This is a genomic window from Streptomyces iranensis (assembly GCF_017874715.1).
GTDB classification, from domain to species: Bacteria; Actinomycetota; Actinomycetes; order Streptomycetales; family Streptomycetaceae; genus Streptomyces; species Streptomyces iranensis.
In genome coordinates this window covers 145,212-162,743 of sequence record NZ_JAGGLR010000012.1, presented here as the reverse complement: position 1 = coordinate 162,743, position 17,532 = coordinate 145,212, and the positions used below count along the sequence as shown (strand labels likewise).

Below are 17,532 nucleotides of genomic sequence, written 5' to 3'. Positions count from 1 at the left end.
TCATCACATCACGGTCCGCCGAGCCTCGGCGAGTGCGGACCCCGCTACGTGACGTGCGCGCTGTCGTCGGGTGTGCTCTCCGAGGGAGCGCGGCGGCGCGGCTCCGGCGGCGCTCATCCGGGGCTGCTGCCCGGACGTCGGGGCGAGGTCGGTGTCGAGCAGCGACTCCGTGCTGGTCTCCGGTGCCCACACCCAGCAGACCAGTCCGCCGACGAGGAGAATCACCACACACCCGACGAGGGCGGTGTCGATGCCGTGTCCCGCCTCGACGACGGGGAGCAGGAAGGTGCTGGCGGCTGATCCGAGGCGGCTGGCGGCCGTTGCGATGCCCACGCCCGAGGCTCGCAGATCGGTGGGGAACAGCTCCGGTGGGTAGACGAACTCCAGGTTCACCGCGGCCGACATGAGGAAGGCGAAGGCGGCGAACAGTCCGATGACGACGATGGCGGACGCGCCCGCGTCGGCGAACAGGATGAGCACGGTGAGCAGTGCCGCGCCGGTGAAGAAGGTTCCCACCAGGAACCGGCGGCGGCTGATGCGGTCGATCAGCAACAGGCCGACGACGGCCCCGATGAGCAGGAACACGTTGTAGAGAGCTCCGGCGCCCATCTTGCTGGTGACGCCGAGGGCCTCCATCACCTGGGAGGAGAAGGTGCCGAGTGCGAAGAAGGGGATGACCTGGCAGACGTAGAAGAGCGCGCCCACGCCCGTCCGCCTGCGGTAGGCGGGTCCGAAGAGGGCTGTGAAGCCGCGGTGTTGGCTCAGCGGGGGAGCGGTGGGCGGAAGGACACCCGGGCCGAGGTGGCGGCGGACGACATCGGCGGCTTCGGCGTTCCGCCGATGCCTGGCGAGCCAGAGCGGGGATTCGGGCACTCCCAGGCGGAAGCCGAAGACGAGCAGGGCCGGGAGCGCGCTGATGGCGAGCATGTACCGCCAGGCGTTGTCTCCGTGTCCGGTCAGAAGGAAGCCGATGAGATACGCGAAGACGTAACCGGCGGCCCAGGCGACGGCCAGCAGGCTCATGAGGCGGCCGCGGAACTTGCGCGGTGAGTGCTCGGTGACGAGGGACTTGCTCACGACATAGTCGGCGCCGAGCACCAGTCCGAGGAGCAGCCGCAGGGTCAGGAGCTGTCCGGGTGTCTGCACGAAGAACTGCAGGAGCGACAGAACGGCGAAGAAGAGCATGTCCCAGCCGAAGATCCATCTGCGGCCGATCCGGTCCGCGACCGGGCCCACGGCGATGGCACCGGCGAACAGGCCGGTCAGGGTCGCCGCACCCAGCGCGCCGGTCCACAGCGGAGTGAGACCGAGGGTGTCGCCGGCCGCGGCGATGACGATGCCGATGATGCCGAGGATGAACCCGTCGCTGAACTGGCCGCCCGTGCCGGCGACGGCGATCCTGATGTGGAAACGCGTGAGCGGGGCGTCGTCGTAGGCGATGGACGCGGGCTGGGTGGGGGAGATGGGCGTGGTCATCGTGCCGTTCCTTCGTCGCTTCCGCCCGCTCGCAGTTCGGCGGTGGCCGACTCGTAGCCGTGGGTCGCCGACATCTCGACCCACCGGTCGAGCGCCCCGGCGAGGTTGCGCTCGCGGTGGGGGCCGTTCCAGTTCAGGCCGAGGACGCAGCGCTCGGTGAAGGTCGTGGCGGCCGCGGCCAGGTCGGCGAAGATGTCGCTCAGGGCGTCGAGGATCACCGGTTCCATGACGTTGAGTTCGAGTTCACCGGCGGCGACGGCGCATTCAACGGTGTGGGCGCCTCCCCTGACGCGATAGCTGAGCTGCATCACGTACTCCGGTATCACCGGATTGACCTTGGCCGGCATGATGGAGGATCCGGCCTGGACCGCCGGAATCGTCAGCTCGCCGAACCCGCCCCGCGGCCCGGAGGACAGCAGCCGGACATCGGCGGCGATCTTCGCCATGGTGATCGCCGCCCGCGCGCCCGCCGAGGCGATCCCGGCGTAGGGATCGAAATGCGCGAGGCTGTCGTAAGGGTTCTCGGACGCGCTGATGGGCAGCCCCGTGAGCCGTGCCAGTTCCTCGGCGCAGCGTTCCGCGAAGTGGACGGGCGCGCCGATCCCGGTACCCACCGCGGTCGCTCCGATCGGAACGGTGGTCAGAGCGTGGGTGGCCGCCTCGAGGACGCCGGCGGTACGGCGGACGGCCGCTGCCTGTGCCCGATGGGTGTCACCGGCGGTCAGGGTGACCGCGTCCTGGAGACACGTACGGCCCAGACGAGGAGTCGTGCCGAACTCGGCCGCCTTCGACTCCAAGGCGTCCGCGAGCCGGTTCAGAGCGGCCACGGGTGCGTCGACCTGGCTCAGCAGTGCGAGCGCCATGGCGGTCGGATAGGTGTCGTTGGTGGACTGGGACGCGTTCACATGGTCATTGGGATGGACCGTGGCTCCGGCCAGCTCACCGGCGCGTGCCGCGATCACCTCATTGACGTTCATGTTGGCGGTGGTCCCGCCGCCACCGTGCACCAGCGCGGTGGGGAAGTGGTCGGCGTGCTCGCCGTCGAGGATCTCCTGGCACGCCTTGGCGATGGCGTCGCAGCGCTGTTCGTCCAGTACGCCAAGGGCCTGGTTGGCGCGTGCCGCGGCCAGCTTCACCTGGGCGTAACCGCGCACCAGGGGCGGGAAGTCGCCGAACGTGCGGCCACGGGGCGGGAAGTTGTCCATGGCCAGCTCGGTCTGCGCTCCGTACAGGGGCGCCCACGTCGAATCCGGATGGATGCCGGTGCTCACAAGCTGCTCCGTTCTTCGGGGAGAGGGTTCCACCACCGCGTCTGCGGTGCGCGTCACCCTAGGCACCGATATACGGCCTGAACAGGGACGATGCTCTCCCAGCAACAAGGTTGTGGCATCTTGGCTGGTGGGATAGAAAAGCGACGACAGTATGTTGCTGTGGCAACAACAAGTGGAAGGTGGCGGGTATGGACTCGGCAGCCGAACGCGTAGCCGCACTCCTGCTGGCCTTCGGGCGTCGCGGCACCACCGGGGACCACTCCGTCAGCGACCTGGCCAGAGCCGTCGGCCGTGAACGCAGTCAGGTCTCCCGGATGCTCCAGGCCCTCGGTCGCGGCGGTCTCGTCGAGCAGGACAGCCACACCAAGCGCTACCGACTGAGCTGGAACATGCTGGTCCTGGCCGCCGGTGCCGGAGACAGCTCGCTCCTGCGGGCGGCCAGACCCGTGCTGCGCGCGCTCGTCGCACGCACCGGCGAAGTGGCGCTGCTGTCCGTGCAGCGAGGCAACCGGTCGCTGACCGTACTGCGCGAAGAGTCGAACCAGTCCCTCCGGGCCGGCGGATGGGTCGGCCGCAGCTCACCTCTGCACTGCACGGCCTCCGGCCGGGCCCTGCTCTTCGACACCGACGACGATCTCGTGGCGGAACTCGTCGCAGCGGACCTGACGACTCCCATGTCGGGGCTGTCCGCTCCCCGGACCATCGAGGAGGTTCTCGAACGCCTGCGGATCGAACGTGACCGTGGCTACAGCATGGCGAGCGAAGAGGTCGAGATCGGCCTGACCTCGGTCGGAGTTCCGCTGCGGACACCGGACGGTGAGCTGGTCGGCGTGATCAACGTATCCGGCCCCACATCACGGATGATCAACCGGCTCGATGACGCGGCCCGGCGGCTCCACGGCGCCGCCACCGCCATCGAGGGCACCCTCGGGCGCATGCTCTCGTGATGTGACCCGGGCGATGCGCTTCGGCACTTCTGTCGCCGCGCGGAGCCGTCGCCGGGGCATCGGGCGCGCCGCGTCAGGCCGAGGGCCGAGGGCAGCAACAGCACCGAGGATGCGGCCGCCCAGGCCTGGGGGCGACACGACGCGGGGTGGGGGGCGGGGTGCGGGCCCGCCGCGGCGCCGTGGCCGGCGAAGAGCTCGGGCAGGCGTCCGGCGAACCCCGCCGACGCCGTCAGCAGGCCCGCCGCCAGCGGCGCCGCCGCATCCGGGAAACCGGTCCCCGCCCCGGGAGGAATCGATGAACGCCATGGCCACGGCTGCCCCCAGGGCCAAGGCCAGGGCCTCCGCCCCGGCACGGGGGCGTCCGGTGCTCGGCCGGTTCCTGGTGCTGAACACATTCGGGCTGTTCGACACCTATACCGGCATGGTCCTTCCGCTGATGGTGGACGCGGCCGGGATCTTCATCATGAAGCAGTTCTTCGAGTCGATCCCCCGGGAGGTCGAGGAGGCCGCGCGGGTGGACGGCGCCGGGGTGATCCGGACCTTCTGGTCGGTGGTGCTGCCGATGGCCCGGCCCGCGCTGATCACCCTGACGATCCTGTCGTTCCAGGGCTCGTGGAACGAGTTCACCCACTTCCTGGTGGCCACGCAGTCCGGCCGGTACGAGACGTTGACGACCGGGCTCGCGCGGTTTGTCTCGGGCGGGTTGGGCGGCGGCTCGGGGGCGGTCAAGGAGTAGTCGGGGAGATCAGACTCGCGCTTCGGTGGATGTCCAGTGGTTGACGGGGACGGGCAGCCCGAGATTGCCGCGCAGGGTGTCGGCCGGGTACTCGGTGCGATACAGCCCGCGCTTCTGGAGGATCGGGACGACGCCGTCGATGAAAAGTCCGAGGTCGTCGTCGGTGCGGAAGGCGAGGTTGACACCGTCGAAGGCGCCGGCGGAGAACCACCGCTCGATGGCGTCGGCGACCGTCTCCGGCGCACCGGCGAACGGGGAGCGGCGGAACTCCCCGACGGACTCCGCCACCTGGCGCAGCGTCAGGCCCTCCGCCGTGGCGCGGGCGATGATCTTGGCGGCGCCGGTCCGGCCGCCCTTCTCGGCGAGGTGTGCCACGTCCGGGAACGGCGCGTCCAGATCGTGTGCGCTGAAGTCGTAGGCGCCGAAGGAACGGCCGAGGAGCGCGAGGTTGCGGTCGAAGTCGTTGTCCTCCTCGAAGATCTCCCGCTCGCGGCGCCGGGCCGCTTCGTCGGTCGGGGCGACGACCGGGCCGCCATGGATGAAGATCTTGATGTGCTCGGGATCGCGCCCGTAGGCGGCGGTGCGGCGCTTGATGTCGGCGTAGTACTCCCGCGCCTGCTCCAGCGAGCCGCCCGGCGCGTAAATGCCCTCGGCGACCTGCGCGGCGAGGTCGCGGCCCTCTTCGGAGACTCCGGCCTGGAAGATCACCGGCTGTCCCTGGGGCGAGCGCGAGAGGTTGAGCGGGCCCGCCACCTTGAAGTGCTCGCCCTCATGGTCGAGTCGGTGCAGTTTGGCCGGGTCGAGGAACAGGTTGCGCCCGACGTCGGCGGGGAACGCGTCGTCCTCGTAGGAGTCCCACAGACCCCGGGCGACCTGCACGAATTCCAGGGCGCGGCGGTATCGGGTGGTGTAGTCGAGGTGTTCTTCGAACCCGAAGTTCCGGGAGGCCCCCGTGTCGAAACTGGTCACGACGTTCCAGCCGGCGCGGCCACCGCTGATGTGGTCGAGGGAAGCGAACCGCCGGGCCAGGTTGAAGGGTGAGTTGTACGTCGAGCTCGCCGTGCCGACCAGCCCGACGTGACGGGTGTGGGTGGCGACTGCCGACAGCAGGGTCAGCGGCTCCAGCCGGTTGAGGTAGTGCGCCGGGTAGGTGGCGTCGATGAACTGGCTGTCGACGATGAACAGGGCGTCGAAGAGGGCGTGTTCGGCCGCCTTGGCCTGTCGGATGTAGTAGTTGATGTCGATGCTCGCGTTCTTCGCGACCCGCGGATCCTTCCACAGTCCGTGCTGACCCGGGCCGCCGACGCCGTACGGGTGCAGCGCGAGGTGGAGCGTGCGGGACATGGGGGTTCTCCCTGCGGTCGGTTCGGGCGTGCGGCAGCGCGCGGAGTGGGGCGGAGCCCAGCAGGTGGGGGAGCGGGAGGATGCCCCGCGCCGGCGCGGCGGTACGGCGGACGGCCGGTTCCGGCGGAGCGGACCGGGGCCGGTGGGCCGTGGGCGGCGGCTGGTCAGCGACAGAGCGCGCTGGAGGTGCGCCGCAGATCCACGTAGCGGCACACCACACCGGGGTGCGTCGTGAGCATGCCGCAATCCTGCGGGCAGGCGTCACCGGCTGTCAATGGACACCTATTGGTGTCTCATCGCGCGGGATGTTTCCGAGCGCTGTCGACGCGGCTCAGAGCCTGCCGTGGCAGGCGGAGGCGTCATCCCGTGAGATCGCCCTCCCGCTCGTTCACCGCCGAGTAGTGCCGCAGCTTCTCCTCGTCGACGCGCACGCCCAGGCCCGGACCCCGCGGGACGGCGAGGCGGCCGTCGATGAGCGGGATCGGGTCGGCGATGTCATCGGCGTGCAGGTAGTACATGCTGTCGATGGCGCGGCTGAGCAACGGAGTGCTGGCGACCACGGCGAGGTGGGCGGCGGTGGCGATGCCGAGTTCGCCGCCGCTGTGCAGGTTCATACCGAGGCCGAAGGTCTCGCAGTGGGCGGCGAGGGCCTTGGTCGGTGCGATGCCGCCCCACTTGTAGACGTCGCCGTGGACGACGTCCACCGCGCCGAGCCGCACCGCCGGAGCGAAGTCCTCGAAGCGTACGACACACATGTTCGTGCACAGCGGGATGCGTACCTTGGCCCGCACCTGGCTCATGCCCTCGATGCCGGGGCACGGGTCCTCCAGGTACTCCAGGTCCAGCTCCTCCAGCTTGATCCCGGCACGTACCGAATCCGGCACCGACCAGGCGGCGTTGGGGTCGACGCGCAGCTCGGTGTCCGGCAGCGCGGCACGGAGTGCGCGGAGGTTGGCGACATCGCCGTCCACGTCGCCGGTGCCCTTGAGCTTGACCGCCGGGAAACCGCCCTCGGCCACCACCCGGGTGGCGTGCTCGGCCAGGGCTTCCGGGGTGGGGCCGTCGGAGCGGGTGACCAGTGCGGTGAGCGGGACGGTGTCGCGTACCGCCCCGCCGAGCAGGTCGGTGAGCGAGTGGCCGGTGGCCTTGCCCATGGCGTCCCAGCAGGCGACGTCCAGGGCGGCGATGGCGGCGTAGCCGAGGTAGCCGTGGAAGAACGGCACCATGTGCTGCTTGCGGTGGAAGGACTCCAGGGCGAACGGGCTGGTGCCGATGAGGTCGGGCGCGAGTTTGCGGACGAGCGCGGCCACCGGCTGCCCCCACATCGTCTCGCCCCAGCCGTCCACCCCCTCGTCGGTCCGGATCCGGACCACGGTGCGGGTCTCGCCGGTCTTGGTCTCGAAAGAGCTGGTGAACGGGGAGGTGAGGGGGAGGTTCACGACCCAGACGTCGATGTGTGTGACCTTCATGTACGAGGCCTCCTAGATGGCACCGGGGGCGGTTGCTTCGGCGAAGGCCCGGATCGCTTGGGCCAGTTCGGTGGCGCGGGTGGACAGCTCGCCCGGGTCGGGGCGAGCGGTGGACGGGTCGTCGGTCATCCCGCCCACCCGTGCCCACTCGCCGTGCCGCTCGGCGGTGAGGCCGGGGTGCGGCGGGGCGTTGAAGAGCGGCGGGGCGCCGTCGGGACGGTGTGGCTCGATGGGTGTACGGACCAGGTCCGGGTGGGCGGCGAGCATGAGGGAGGTCTCGTAGCGGCCGGCGTGCCCGGGGTTCTCCGGGGCCTCGCCGAGGCTCCAGTAGGAGCAGGCCGCGAACGCGCCCTCGGTACGCAGTGCGTGTTCCTTGACCGCCAGGCGCATGATCTCGTCATTGCCACCGTGGCCGTTGACGATCATGACGCGGTGGAAGCCGCTCTCGGTGAGGGACCGCAGAATGTCGGCGAGGACCGCCGCCAGGGTGCCCGCCGACAGTGACACCGCGGCCGCGAAGAGGTGGTGCGGGCTGTGCCCGTACGGCAGGACGGGGAGGCGTACGACCGGCGGCCCGGCGTCCGCCAGCAGCTCGGCCGCCCGGTCCACCACCGCCGTGACCAGCAGCGTGTCGGTGCCCATCGGCAGGTGGGCGGCGTGCTGTTCCTGCGAGCCGATGGGCAGCAGGGCGATGGCGTCCGCGCCCGCGGTCCGGGCCTCGTACCAGGTGAGTTCGGTCAGCCGGAGCAATGTGGTACTACCTCCTGGGTTCATGGCGTGGCAGAGTCTGCGCATGGCCGCACTCGCCCCCGACGGCGGACGCCCCCGGCTCCGCCTGGTGCCCGATCCCCCGGTCGCCCCCGCACGTCCGCTGCTGGGCGCGGTGGAGGTGCTGCCCGGACAGGTGCGCGCGGCGCTGGTCGACCACTCGGGAAAGCTGCTGCGGCGCACCGTGGCCGGCTTCGACCCGGCGGCGCGGGAGGCGGCCGGAGTGGACGCGGCGGTGCGGCAAGCCGCACTGGAGTGCTTCGACGGGCGTGAGCTGACCGGGGTAGGGGTGGCCGCGGCCGGTCTCGTGGACCCGGAGCGGGGCACGTTCATCGAGGTCAACGACGTGCCGGCGCTGCGCGGCTACCCGGTCGCTGAGGTGCTGCGGCGGGCGCTCGGGGTGCCGGTGTACGTCGAGCACCGGGCCCGGCTCCAGGTGCTGGGCGACCGGTGGTTCGGCGTGGGCCGGGGCCTTCGGTCCTTCGCCTCGGTGTCCACCGGCGAGGTGCTGGGCGTCGGGGTGTTCTTCGGCGGCGAGCTGCTGGCCCCGCACGGTGGCCGCAGCGGCGCCCATATGACGGTGCTGGCCGGTGGCGAGCCGTGCACCTGCGGGGCGCGCGGCTGCTGGAAGACCGTGGCCACGACGCGCTGGCTGCGGCGGCGGGCGCAGACGGAGGGACTGGGCACCGGAATGACGCTCGAGGCGCTGGTACGACGCGGGGACGGTGGTCGGCCCATGGTCGAGGAGTACGCCGACAACCTCGCGCTCGGCCTGGTCAACATCCAGCAGCTCTTCGCCCCCGGTCTGTTCGTGCTGCACGGCGAGGCCGTCGAGGGCGGAGAGGGATTCCGGGCCCGGGTCGAGGAGCGGCTGCGGCGGGACAGCGGCTGGTCGACGGCCGCCCCGCCGCGGGTGGTGCTGGGCGAGGCGGGCCGGCCGGACGACGTGGCGCTGCTCGGGGGCGCGGGGCTGGTCCTCACACACCGGTAGTCCCGCCGCCGGTCCCGGTCCCGGTCCCGGTCCTGGTCCTGGTCCGGTACGCGTCGGGGCGTGGCACGGCGGCCAGCAGCTCGCGGGTGTACGGGTGCCGGGGCGCGCCCAGCACGGTGGCGGTCTCCCCGCACTCGACCACTCTGCCGCGCCGCAGCACCGCCACCCGGTCGGCGATCTGCCGGACCACGGCGAGGTTGTGCGAGACGAACACGTAGGTGAGGCCGTGCTGTCGCTGCAGCTCGACCAGCAGGTCGAGGACCTGGGACTGGACGGAGACGTCGAGGGCGCTGGTCGGCTCGTCGAGCACCACGAGCCGCGGTGAGGACGCCAGCGCACGGGCGATGGAGACGCGCTGCCGCTGCCCGCCGGAGAACTCGTGCGGGTACCGGTCCTGCAGCCGCGCCGGCAGCCCGACCGACTCCAGCAGCTCGCCGACCCGCTCCCGCAGCCGCGCCCTGGCGCGCCGTCCGCGGTAGGTGACGTCATGGGTGACCAGCGGCTCGGCCACGATATCGGTGACTTTCATGCGCGGATTCATGCTCGAGTACGGGTCCTGGAGGACGACCTGCATCCCGGCCCGCAGCGCACGCATCTCGGCCGGCGACAGCCGGGCGAGGTCGTGGCCCTCGAAGCGGACGGTCCCGGCGGTGGGGTCCAGCAGCCCCAGCAGCAGCCGGGTCAGGGTCGTCTTCCCGGAGCCGGACTCGCCGACGAGGGCGAGGGTCTCGCCGTCCTCGACGGTGAGCGTGACGTCGTCGACGGCGATGGTGCGGGTGGTGCCGGGTCCGGTGAACTCCCTGGCCAGGCCGTCCAGTTCGAGCAGCGTCGTCCTCGTGGTCGTCCTCCGGGACGTGTCGGCGGTCGTCATGATGTCGGCTCCAGTCGCGGGGTGGCGGCCAGCAGGTCGCGGGTGTACTGCTGCCGGGGCGTCTCGAAGACCTCGGCGACGGTGCCGTGCTCCACGACCCGGCCGGCGTTCATCACCACGACCCGGTCGGCGGTCTCCGCGACCACCCCGAGGTCGTGGGTGACCAGCACCACCGCCATACCGTGCCGGGCGCGCAGCTCGGCGAGGAGGTCCAGGATCTGCCGCTGCACGGTGACGTCCAGGGCGGTGGTCGGCTCGTCGGCGATCAGCACCCGCGGCCGGCCGACCAACGCCGTCGCGATCATCACGCGCTGACGCAGCCCGCCGGACAGCTCGTGCGGGTACTGCCGTGCCCGCAGTTCCGGATCCGGGATCCCGACCTCGTCCAGCGCCCGTACCGCCTCCTGCCGGGCCCCGGCGCGCGAGGCCCCGCGGTGCGTGCGCAGCACCTCGGCCACCTGGTTGCCGACCCGCTGCAGCGGGTCGAGGCTGGTCATCGGGTCCTGGAAGACCATCGCGACGTCGTTGCCGCGCACCTCGCGCAACCGCTTCTCCGGCAGCGCGAGCAGGTCGCGGCCGTCGAGGAGGACCTCGCCGCCCGGGTAGGCGCACGGCGGTTCGGGGTTGAGCCGCAGCGCGGCGAGCATGGTGGCCGACTTGCCGCTGCCGGATTCGCCGACGACGGCCAGGGTCTCTCCGGCGTGTGCGGTCAGGCTCACGCCGCGCACGGCGTGCACGGGGCCGCCGGCGAGGCGGAAGTCGACGTGCAGATCGCGGATTTCGAGCACGGGGGCTTGTGTGGTCATCGGCGGTACGCCTTCGGGTCCGCGACGTCGCGCAGCGCGTCGCCGGTGATGTTGATGGCCAGGGACGTGAGCATCAGCGCCAGCCCGGGGAAGACCGCGACCCACCACGAGGTACCGAGATAGAGCTGGCCGTCGGCGAGCATCGAGCCCCAGGTGACGGTCTCCTTGGGCACACCGAGGCCGAGGTAGCTGAGCGAGGCCTCGGCGACGATGGCCGCCGCGATGTGCAGCGTGGCGATGGTGGCCAGGTGCGGCAGGACGTTGGGGAGCAGATGCCGGCGCATGATGGTGAGGTCCGTGACGCCGGTCGCCCGAGCCTGGGTCACATAGTCCCGGGTGCGCAGCGACAACACCTCGGAGCGGACCACGCGGGCGTACGCCACCCAGCCGGTGAAGCCGAGCACCAGGACGACGTTCCACAGCCCGGAGCCGAGGAAGCCGACGATGGCGAGCGCCAGCAGCAGTGAGGGGAAGGCGAGCTGGATGTCGGCGAAGCGCATCAGTATCCGGTCCGGCCATCCGCCGCGGAAGCCGGCGAACAGCCCGCACACCGCCCCCACCACACCCGCGAGCAGCGCCGCCCCGATGCCGACGAGGAGCGAGACCCGGGAGCCGTAGACGACGCGGGACAGCACATCGCGGCCGAGCTGGTCGGTGCCCAGCGGGTGTGCGAGGCTGCCGCCGCCCTCCCAGGCCGGGGGCGTGAGCCGGGCGAGGAGTTGCTGCTTGGCCGGGTCGTCCGGGGCGAGCAGTGGCGAGAAGACGGCGGCGATCACGAGCAGCGCGAGGACGCCGAGGGCCGCCAGGGCGAGCCGGTTGCGTACGACGGTCATGATTGGGCCCGCACTCTCGGGTCGAGGAGGCTGTAGGAGAGGTCGACGAGCAGGTTGACGATCACGAAGGCGGCGGCGAAGAACAGGACGGCCGCCTGCACCAGCGGGAAGTCCCGGTGCGAGATGGCCTCCACGGTCAGCCGTCCGATGCCCGGCCAGGAGAAGACCTGTTCGGTGAGGATCGCGCCGCCGAGCAGCCCGCCGAACTCCAGGCCGATGACGGTGACGGTCGGCAGCGACGCGTTGCGCAGCCCGTGTGCGAGCACCACCTTCGCCGGGCCGAGTCCCTTGGCCTTCGCGGTGCGGATGTGGTCCGAGCCGAGGACGTCGATGAGCGAGGAGCGCAGCAGCCGGGCGATGACCGCGATGGAGTAGACGGACAGCGTGACGGCCGGCAGCACCAGATGCGCGAAGGTGCCGTAGCCGGAGGCCGGAAGCACCTTGAGCCGCACCGAGAAGAGCAGGACCAGCAGGATGCCGACCCAGAACGGAGGGGTGGACTGGCCGAGCAGCACCGCCGTCATCACGCCCGTGTCGCCGGCCCGGCCACGGCGCGTCGCGGCGTAGATCCCGGCCGGTATGGCGATGACGAGGCTGAGCACCAGGGCGCCGGCGGCGAGTTCGAGGGTGGCCGGGACGCGGTCGGCGATGACCTGGCCGACCGGCTCGTGGTAGACGAGCGAGTCGCCGAGGTCGAACCGGAGCAGCCCCCACAGGAAGTCGCCGTACTGGGCGATCAGGGGCTGGTCCAGGCCGAGTTGGGAGCGGAGCGTGGCCTCCTGGGCGGCGGTGGCGTCGGGGGGCAGCAGCTGCTTTACCGGGTCGCCGGAGAGCCGTACCAGGAGAAAGGCCAGGGTGGCGGCGGCGAAGAGCACGCCGACGGCGGTGGCCAGGCGGACCAGGACATGGCGGAGGAGTCCGGACTTCGGCTTGCCGACGGTGACCGGCGGCTGGACGGAGGCGGCCGTCATGCCCTCACCTCCGCGCTCTCCATGGCCAGCGAGCCGTTGACGACCGGTGTCCAGCGCACCCGGGTGGTCCGGGCCAGGATGATGTCCTGCTGGTAGAGCGGTACGAACGGGGCCTCGCGTTTGATCAGGCGCTGGAGCGCGGTGAACGCGCGCTGCCGGTCTTCGGGGTCCATGGACAGCTCCTCGGCGTCGATGAGCCGGTCGGCCTCCTTCGACGCCCACCGGCTCTGCCGACGGTCATGGCGCACGTTCGACTGCACCATGGACGCGCCGTCGAGCGTCCAGGCGGTGGAGGCGGCGAGGTAGATGGGGCCGAGCGCGTGCCGGTTGTCGGAGGTGAGGCGGGCGGAGAAGGTGCCGGGGTCGAGCAGATCGACGCGGGCCCGGATGCCGGCGCGGTCGAGCAGGCCGGAGATGGCCTCGGCCACCTGGGCGTCGTCGTTGGAGGCGGTGAGCGTGGTGGTGAGGCCGTGCGCGTGGCCGGCCTCGGCGAGCAGCCGCCTTGCGGTGCGTACGGAGCGCCGGAAGGGCTCGACGGACGCGTCGAAACCGACGACGCCGCGCGGCAGCATCGCGGGAACCTCGCTCGCCTTGCCGTCCAGTACGGCCTTGATGAGCAGCGGTACGTCGATGGCGTGGTTGAGCGCCTGCCGCACGCGGCGGTCGCGCAGCGGCCCGGAGGTGGTGTCGAGGTTGAGGTACGCGGTCCGTACGCCCCGGTGGCTCTCCAGCTCCACGCCCGCGTAGCCGGACAGCTGCCGGGCGGCGTCCGGGGTGAGCCCGGTGACCAGGTCGACCTCGTCGCTCTGCAACGCGGCCAGCGCGGAGGCGGGGTTGGGCAGCGCGCGGAAGACCAGTCGGTCGGCTCCGGGGGAGCCGTGGAAGTGGCGGCGGTTGGCGCGCAGCCGTAGTTCGCGGTCGCGCCGGAAGGACTGGAAGACGAACGGCCCGGTGCCCACCGGCCGCTTGGCGAAGGCGGCGTCGCCGACGTCGGCGAGGTACTTCGGCGGCACGATCACGCCGCCGAAGAGCGACAGCTTCGCGGGCAGGATCGGGTCGTGCAGTGTGGTGTGCACATCGACGGTGTAGCGGTCGACCACGCGGACCGAGGTCACATACCGCAGCTCGACGATCGGCGACCGCGTCTTCGGGTCGAGGACCCGCTCGATGGAGAACTTGACGGCATCGGCGTCGAACTCCTCCCCGTTGTGGAAGCGCACGCCGCTCCGGAGGCGGAAGCGCCACACGGTCCTGGAGCGGGACTCCCAGGAGGTGGCGAGCCGGGCGGCGAGCCGGCCGGAGACATCCCGGGTGGTGAGGGTGTCGAAGATGTTGATCAGGACGTTCATGGAGGCCATGTCGCCCTGTTTGTGCGGGTCGAGTGTGGTGGGGTCGGTCGGCTGCGCCACCCGGAGGGTGCCGTCGCCGCCCGCGCCCGCGGCCGTTCCGCATCCGGTGAGCGCTGTCGGCGCGGCGATGACGGGTAGTGCGAGCCCGCCCAGCCGAAGGGCCCTGCGGCGCGACATTGATGGAGGAGTCACGATCTGCCCTCCGCGTGATGTTCCATTGAACAGTTCGTTCGTTCCGGGAGCCGGAACGATGATGCGTTAAGCTAGGCGACATGCCGAAGCCGGTCAATACCTCCGCCTCCCGCCGTGAGGAGCGGCCCGCCGCCGCGACGGGTCCCGTGGACAAGGCACTCGCGGTGCTGGACGCGCTGGTCCAGCCCGATGCCCCGCACCGCCTGGCCGACCTCGCCGCCCGCACGGGACTGCCGAAGCCGACCGTCCACCGCCTGCTGCACACCTTCGCCGAGGCCGGGTACGCGGTCCCGGGGCCGGGCGGCAACTATCAGGCCGGGCCGCGCCTGCTCGGGCTCGCCGCCACGGCGCTGGCCGCCAGCAGCGAGCTGCGGCTGGCCCGCCCAGTCCTGGACGACCTGCGGCTGCGTACCGGCCACTTGGCCCACTTCTCGGTACGGGACGGTGCCGTGGCGGTGCATGTGACGCAGTCGGAGCCGTCGCCCACGTACCGCATTCCGCTGACCGCGGGCGGCGAAGTCCCGCTGTACTGCTCGGCGGTGGGGTGGGCGATGCTGTCGGCCCTGCCGTCACCGGCGGCGGCGGAGCTTCTGGGCGGCCGGCCGCTCCCGGCCCGTACCTCACGGACGGTGCGGGACCCGGGTGCCGTGCTCGCCGCTCTGCCCGCCGTGCGCGAGCGAGGCTACGCGGTCGATGACGAATACGCGGAGCAGGACGTCCGCGCCATCGCGGCCCCGGTGCTGGGGCCGGGCGACCGGGTCGCCGGCGCGGTCGGCATCGTCGGGCTGACGTTCACGCTGGACGAGGAGAGCGTGGCGGTGCTGGGGCCGATGGTACGGGCCGCCGCCGGTACGGTGTCGGCGGCGTTGCGCGGCGGGCCGGGGGCGCTGGGGATCGTGCGGGGGCAGGAGTGAGCTGGGCCGCGGGCGGCCGGGTCCCACCGGGGGCGGAACGGACGGGAACGGCCTGCCCGCCCCCGACGGCCCGGCAGGCAGGCCCACCAGCGGCCCGGCCGGCACGGCTCACGGCACTTCTGGCGGCCGGCCGGCGGGCCGGGATCTACTCCGCGGCCGCCTGGTCGGTCGGCACCGCGGCCGGGCGGGAGACCCGCGGGCACCTGGGCACACGTCGTTGGGGCGGAGTGGAGCTGAACGGCACCGAGCTGTGGGATCTGGCCTCGGTGACGAAACCGATTGTGGGCCTGGCCGCGCTGCGGCTGGTGGAAACGGGAGCGCTCCGACTGGACGACACGGTCGGCGCGTATCTGCCGGAGTACCGCCGAGTGCCGGGCAAGGCGGACATCACCGTCACCCAGCTGCTCACCCACACCTCCGGCCTGCCCGGCGGCACCCCGCTCTGGCGCGCGCACTCCGACCGGGACGGGCTGCTGGCCGCCCTGCGCGGGCTACCGCTCCGCGGGGCGCCGGGCACGGTGGTGGAGTACTCCTCGGCAGGCTTCGTCCTCCTCGGCCTGATCCTCGAACAGGCCACCGCAACCGGCCTGGACGAGCTGGTGGCCAAGCAGGTCTGCGAGCCGCTCGGCATGCGCGGGACGGTCTTCGCACCCGGCCCGGCGGCCCGTGAACGCGCGGTCTCCACGGAGCTGTGCACCTGGCGCGGCCGCCTGGTGACCGGCCAGGTGCACGATGAGAACGCGGTGGTGCTCGGCGGAGTCTGCGGCCACGCCGGCCTGTTCGCACCGCTGACCGACATGGACCGGCTGGGCCGGGTCCTCGCGGCGGGCGGCGACGGCCTGCTGAGCGCGCCCGGCTTCGCCCGTATGACCGCCTGCCATACGGAGGGCCTCCCGCTGCGCCGCTGCCTCGGCTGGCAGGGGCGGGACGCGGTGGGGTCGCCGGTCGGTACGGCGATGGGGCCGGCCTCGTACGGGCACACGGGCTTCACGGGGACGAGCCTGTGGGTGGAGCCGGCGGTTGACGGGGCGGGGGCGAACAGGGCGGCAGCGGACGGGGCGGGGGCGGAAGGCCGCTACTACGTCCTCCTCACCAACCGCGTCCACCCCAGCCGCGATCCCCGCCGCTTCCCGGCCGTCCGCCGCGCCTTCCACCACCACGCGGCGGCCCTCGCCCGCCCAGTGGATACGTTCCGGATCCCCGCCCCTGGAACGGGGCCCGGCTCAGCTTCGACGCCCGTCGGCCAATAGGCCATGAGCCGGTGGCTCGTTGTCCCCGGCCCCTGACAGCCACACACCTCGCCGGTCACATGTGGCGGCGCAACACGTCTGAGCTGACGCCGTCAGACGAGGGGCGCGCGGGGCGGTCGCGCCAATTAGCAGATCGGTTGTCCACCGCGCAATCCGTGAGATGCCGAGGGCGGTGAATCCGCTTGTGGTCCCCCGGGCCATGGTGACGGGCTGCGCCGGATTCTACGGTTTCGGCCACGTCTGGTGCATCAACCGAAGGAGCACTGCCATGTCAGTCCCCCCACGACACGCACTGCCACGGAGCCGATGGAACCGCATCGCGGCCCGGTTCCTCGCCGTCGCCGCCCTCTTACTCGGAGCCGTTCTCGCCGGGCCCGCGCCCGCCGCGAACGCCGCGGTCACCCTCACGAAGGTGACCGACTTCGGGTCCAACCCCGGCGCGTTGAACATGTACGTGTACAAGCCGGCGTCGCTGCCCGCGAACGCGCCCGTGGTCGTCGCGCTCCACGGCTGTACGCAGAGCGCCCAGGTCTACGCCGACAACTCGGGGCTGCCCGAGCTCGCGGACCGCGACAGGTTCGTCCTGGTGCTGGCGGAGACCACCTGGTCGAACAACCTCAACAAGTGCTTCAACTGGTTCCAGGCGGGCGACAACCGGCGCGACCAGGGCGAGGCCCTTTCGATCCGGCAGATGGCCGACCATGCCGTCTCGGCCTACGGCGGGGACTCCGAGCGGGTCTACGTCACGGGACTGTCGGCGGGTGGCGCGATGACCTCGGTCATGCTCGCCACCTACCCCGATGTCTTCTCCGCCGGCGCGGTCGTCGCGGGCCTGCCCTACAACTGCACCAAGAACAACAGCCCTTACCAGTGCATGAACCCCGGGCTCGACCTCAGCCCGAGCGAGTGGGCCCAGCGGGTGCGTGAGGCGTACCCGTCGTACGAGGGACCGTGGCCGCGCGCCGCCATCTGGTACGGCGACCGGGACACGACGGTCGTACCGCGCAACGCCACCGAACTGCGCGACCAGTGGACCGCGTTGCACGGGCTGTCCCAGACTCCCACCCGTACCTCCAGCATCGGTCCCAATGCCACCCAGCACGACGAGTACGCGGCGTCCGACGGCACGGTGGCCGTCGAGGTCAACAAGGTCCCCGGCATCAACCACGGCACCCCGGTCGACCCCGGCAGCGGCGCCGAACAGTGCGGCAGCACCGGCGCCCCGTACTTCCTGGACTCGATCTGCTCCAGCTACTGGATCACCAAGTTCTTCGGCCTCGGCGGCTAGGGCGGCGAGCGCCGGGCAGGGCCCGTCCCGTTCGGGAAGGTGGGATACTGGAGATC

General features: G+C 71.7%; 15 protein-coding genes and 1 pseudogene. 6 read left to right on the top strand and 10 right to left on the bottom strand.

Going from position 1 to position 17,532, the window contains the following annotated elements; translation table 11 throughout:
* Window positions 1-3: 3 nt before the first annotated feature.
* A complete protein-coding gene (locus J2Z30_RS22935; RefSeq protein ID WP_063791035.1) occupies window positions 4-1,476 on the bottom strand; it encodes an MFS transporter in 1,473 nt (490 codons plus the stop codon).
* The gene (locus J2Z30_RS22930; protein ID WP_044580436.1) at window positions 1,473-2,747 is read right to left on the bottom strand and encodes a lyase family protein; all 1,275 of its coding nucleotides are present in this window, start codon (window positions 2,745-2,747) and stop codon (window positions 1,473-1,475) included. Before J2Z30_RS22930 ends, J2Z30_RS22935 begins: the two co-directional genes overlap by 4 nt.
* Window positions 2,748-2,935: 188 nt before the next feature.
* Here J2Z30_RS22930 and J2Z30_RS22925 point away from each other — a divergent pair, with 188 nt between their 5' ends.
* Together J2Z30_RS22925 and J2Z30_RS22920 are read left to right on the top strand one after the other, a co-directional pair.
* On the top strand, window positions 2,936-3,694 hold the full coding sequence (locus J2Z30_RS22925; protein WP_044580437.1) for an IclR family transcriptional regulator: 759 nt from the start codon (window positions 2,936-2,938) through the stop codon (window positions 3,692-3,694).
* A gap of 295 nt (window positions 3,695-3,989) precedes the next feature.
* The gene (locus tag J2Z30_RS22920; RefSeq protein ID WP_245388316.1) at window positions 3,990-4,430 is read left to right on the top strand and encodes a carbohydrate ABC transporter permease; all 441 of its coding nucleotides are present in this window, start codon (window positions 3,990-3,992) and stop codon (window positions 4,428-4,430) included.
* A 9-nt stretch (window positions 4,431-4,439) separates the two neighbouring features.
* Here J2Z30_RS22920 and J2Z30_RS22915 read toward each other — a convergent pair whose 3' ends face one another.
* The 3 genes from J2Z30_RS22915 to J2Z30_RS22905 form a co-directional block, all read right to left on the bottom strand.
* Window positions 4,440-5,774 carry an NtaA/DmoA family FMN-dependent monooxygenase gene (locus J2Z30_RS22915; RefSeq protein ID WP_044580438.1) on the bottom strand — a complete coding sequence of 445 codons (1,335 nt, stop codon included), beginning with the start codon at window positions 5,772-5,774 and terminating at the stop codon, window positions 4,440-4,442.
* Between the two features lie 359 nt (window positions 5,775-6,133).
* On the bottom strand, window positions 6,134-7,243 hold the full coding sequence (locus J2Z30_RS22910; RefSeq protein ID WP_044580439.1) for a mandelate racemase/muconate lactonizing enzyme family protein: 1,110 nt from the start codon (window positions 7,241-7,243) through the stop codon (window positions 6,134-6,136).
* A 12-nt stretch (window positions 7,244-7,255) separates the two neighbouring features.
* Window positions 7,256-8,017, bottom strand: a complete 762-nt coding sequence (locus J2Z30_RS22905) for a creatininase family protein (protein WP_044580440.1) — start codon at window positions 8,015-8,017, stop codon at window positions 7,256-7,258.
* Between J2Z30_RS22905 and J2Z30_RS22900 the strand changes: the two genes are divergently transcribed.
* Window positions 8,016-9,002 (top strand): ROK family protein, encoded by a 987-nt coding sequence (locus tag J2Z30_RS22900; RefSeq protein WP_245388315.1) that lies wholly within the window; start codon window positions 8,016-8,018, stop codon window positions 9,000-9,002. The two genes, J2Z30_RS22905 and J2Z30_RS22900, sit on opposite strands and share 2 nt — an antisense overlap.
* Here J2Z30_RS22900 and J2Z30_RS22895 read toward each other — a convergent pair.
* From J2Z30_RS22895 to J2Z30_RS22875, 5 genes are read right to left on the bottom strand one after another with little or no spacing between them, the layout of a single operon-like run.
* Window positions 8,989-9,873, bottom strand: coding sequence for an ATP-binding cassette domain-containing protein (locus J2Z30_RS22895; RefSeq protein ID WP_044580441.1), 885 nt, complete (start codon window positions 9,871-9,873; stop codon window positions 8,989-8,991). The genes J2Z30_RS22900 and J2Z30_RS22895 overlap by 14 nt on opposite strands.
* Window positions 9,870-10,679 carry an ATP-binding cassette domain-containing protein gene (locus J2Z30_RS22890; protein WP_052701922.1) on the bottom strand — a complete coding sequence of 270 codons (810 nt, stop codon included), beginning with the start codon at window positions 10,677-10,679 and terminating at the stop codon, window positions 9,870-9,872. The genes J2Z30_RS22895 and J2Z30_RS22890 overlap by 4 nt, the downstream gene beginning before the upstream one ends.
* Complete coding sequence (locus J2Z30_RS22885) at window positions 10,676-11,512, bottom strand: ABC transporter permease (protein WP_044580442.1); 837 nt, start codon at window positions 11,510-11,512, stop codon at window positions 10,676-10,678. Before J2Z30_RS22885 ends, J2Z30_RS22890 begins: the two co-directional genes overlap by 4 nt.
* The gene (locus J2Z30_RS22880; RefSeq protein WP_044580443.1) at window positions 11,509-12,483 is read right to left on the bottom strand and encodes an ABC transporter permease; all 975 of its coding nucleotides are present in this window, start codon (window positions 12,481-12,483) and stop codon (window positions 11,509-11,511) included. The genes J2Z30_RS22885 and J2Z30_RS22880 overlap by 4 nt, the downstream gene beginning before the upstream one ends.
* Entirely contained in the window at window positions 12,480-14,009 is a 1,530-nt protein-coding gene (locus J2Z30_RS22875) for an ABC transporter substrate-binding protein (RefSeq protein ID WP_044580444.1), read from the bottom strand. Before J2Z30_RS22875 ends, J2Z30_RS22880 begins: the two co-directional genes overlap by 4 nt.
* Before the next feature lie 95 nt (window positions 14,010-14,104).
* Here J2Z30_RS22875 and J2Z30_RS22870 point away from each other — a divergent pair, with 95 nt between their 5' ends.
* The 3 genes and pseudogenes from J2Z30_RS22870 to J2Z30_RS22860 form a co-directional block, all read left to right on the top strand.
* A complete protein-coding gene (locus J2Z30_RS22870) occupies window positions 14,105-14,938 on the top strand; it encodes an IclR family transcriptional regulator (RefSeq protein ID WP_044580445.1) in 834 nt (277 codons plus the stop codon).
* Entirely contained in the window at window positions 14,935-16,188 is a 1,254-nt protein-coding gene (locus J2Z30_RS22865; protein WP_209468793.1) for a serine hydrolase domain-containing protein, read from the top strand. Before J2Z30_RS22870 ends, J2Z30_RS22865 begins: the two co-directional genes overlap by 4 nt.
* Window positions 16,189-16,456: 268 nt before the next feature.
* Window positions 16,457-17,473 (top strand): annotated as a pseudogene (locus tag J2Z30_RS22860) (extracellular catalytic domain type 1 short-chain-length polyhydroxyalkanoate depolymerase); the annotation flags it as partial.
* Window positions 17,474-17,532 lie beyond the last annotated feature (59 nt).

Coding starts and splice junctions, on each gene's coding strand:
- J2Z30_RS22935 (WP_063791035.1), bottom strand. CDS start 1,476: ATGACCACGCCCATCTCCCCCACCCAGCCCGCGTCCATCGCCTACGAC.
- J2Z30_RS22925 (WP_044580437.1), top strand. CDS start 2,936: ATGGACTCGGCAGCCGAACGCGTAGCCGCACTCCTGCTGGCCTTCGGG.
- J2Z30_RS22920 (WP_245388316.1), top strand. CDS start 3,990: ATGAACGCCATGGCCACGGCTGCCCCCAGGGCCAAGGCCAGGGCCTCC.
- J2Z30_RS22915 (WP_044580438.1), bottom strand. CDS start 5,774: ATGTCCCGCACGCTCCACCTCGCGCTGCACCCGTACGGCGTCGGCGGC.
- J2Z30_RS22910 (WP_044580439.1), bottom strand. CDS start 7,243: ATGAAGGTCACACACATCGACGTCTGGGTCGTGAACCTCCCCCTCACC.
- J2Z30_RS22900 (WP_245388315.1), top strand. CDS start 8,016: ATGGCGTGGCAGAGTCTGCGCATGGCCGCACTCGCCCCCGACGGCGGA.
- J2Z30_RS22905 (WP_044580440.1), bottom strand. CDS start 8,017: ATGAACCCAGGAGGTAGTACCACATTGCTCCGGCTGACCGAACTCACC.
- J2Z30_RS22895 (WP_044580441.1), bottom strand. CDS start 9,873: ATGACGACCGCCGACACGTCCCGGAGGACGACCACGAGGACGACGCTG.
- J2Z30_RS22890 (WP_052701922.1), bottom strand. CDS start 10,679: ATGACCACACAAGCCCCCGTGCTCGAAATCCGCGATCTGCACGTCGAC.
- J2Z30_RS22885 (WP_044580442.1), bottom strand. CDS start 11,512: ATGACCGTCGTACGCAACCGGCTCGCCCTGGCGGCCCTCGGCGTCCTC.
- J2Z30_RS22880 (WP_044580443.1), bottom strand. CDS start 12,483: ATGACGGCCGCCTCCGTCCAGCCGCCGGTCACCGTCGGCAAGCCGAAG.
- J2Z30_RS22875 (WP_044580444.1), bottom strand. CDS start 14,009: ATGTCGCGCCGCAGGGCCCTTCGGCTGGGCGGGCTCGCACTACCCGTC.
- J2Z30_RS22870 (WP_044580445.1), top strand. CDS start 14,105: ATGCCGAAGCCGGTCAATACCTCCGCCTCCCGCCGTGAGGAGCGGCCC.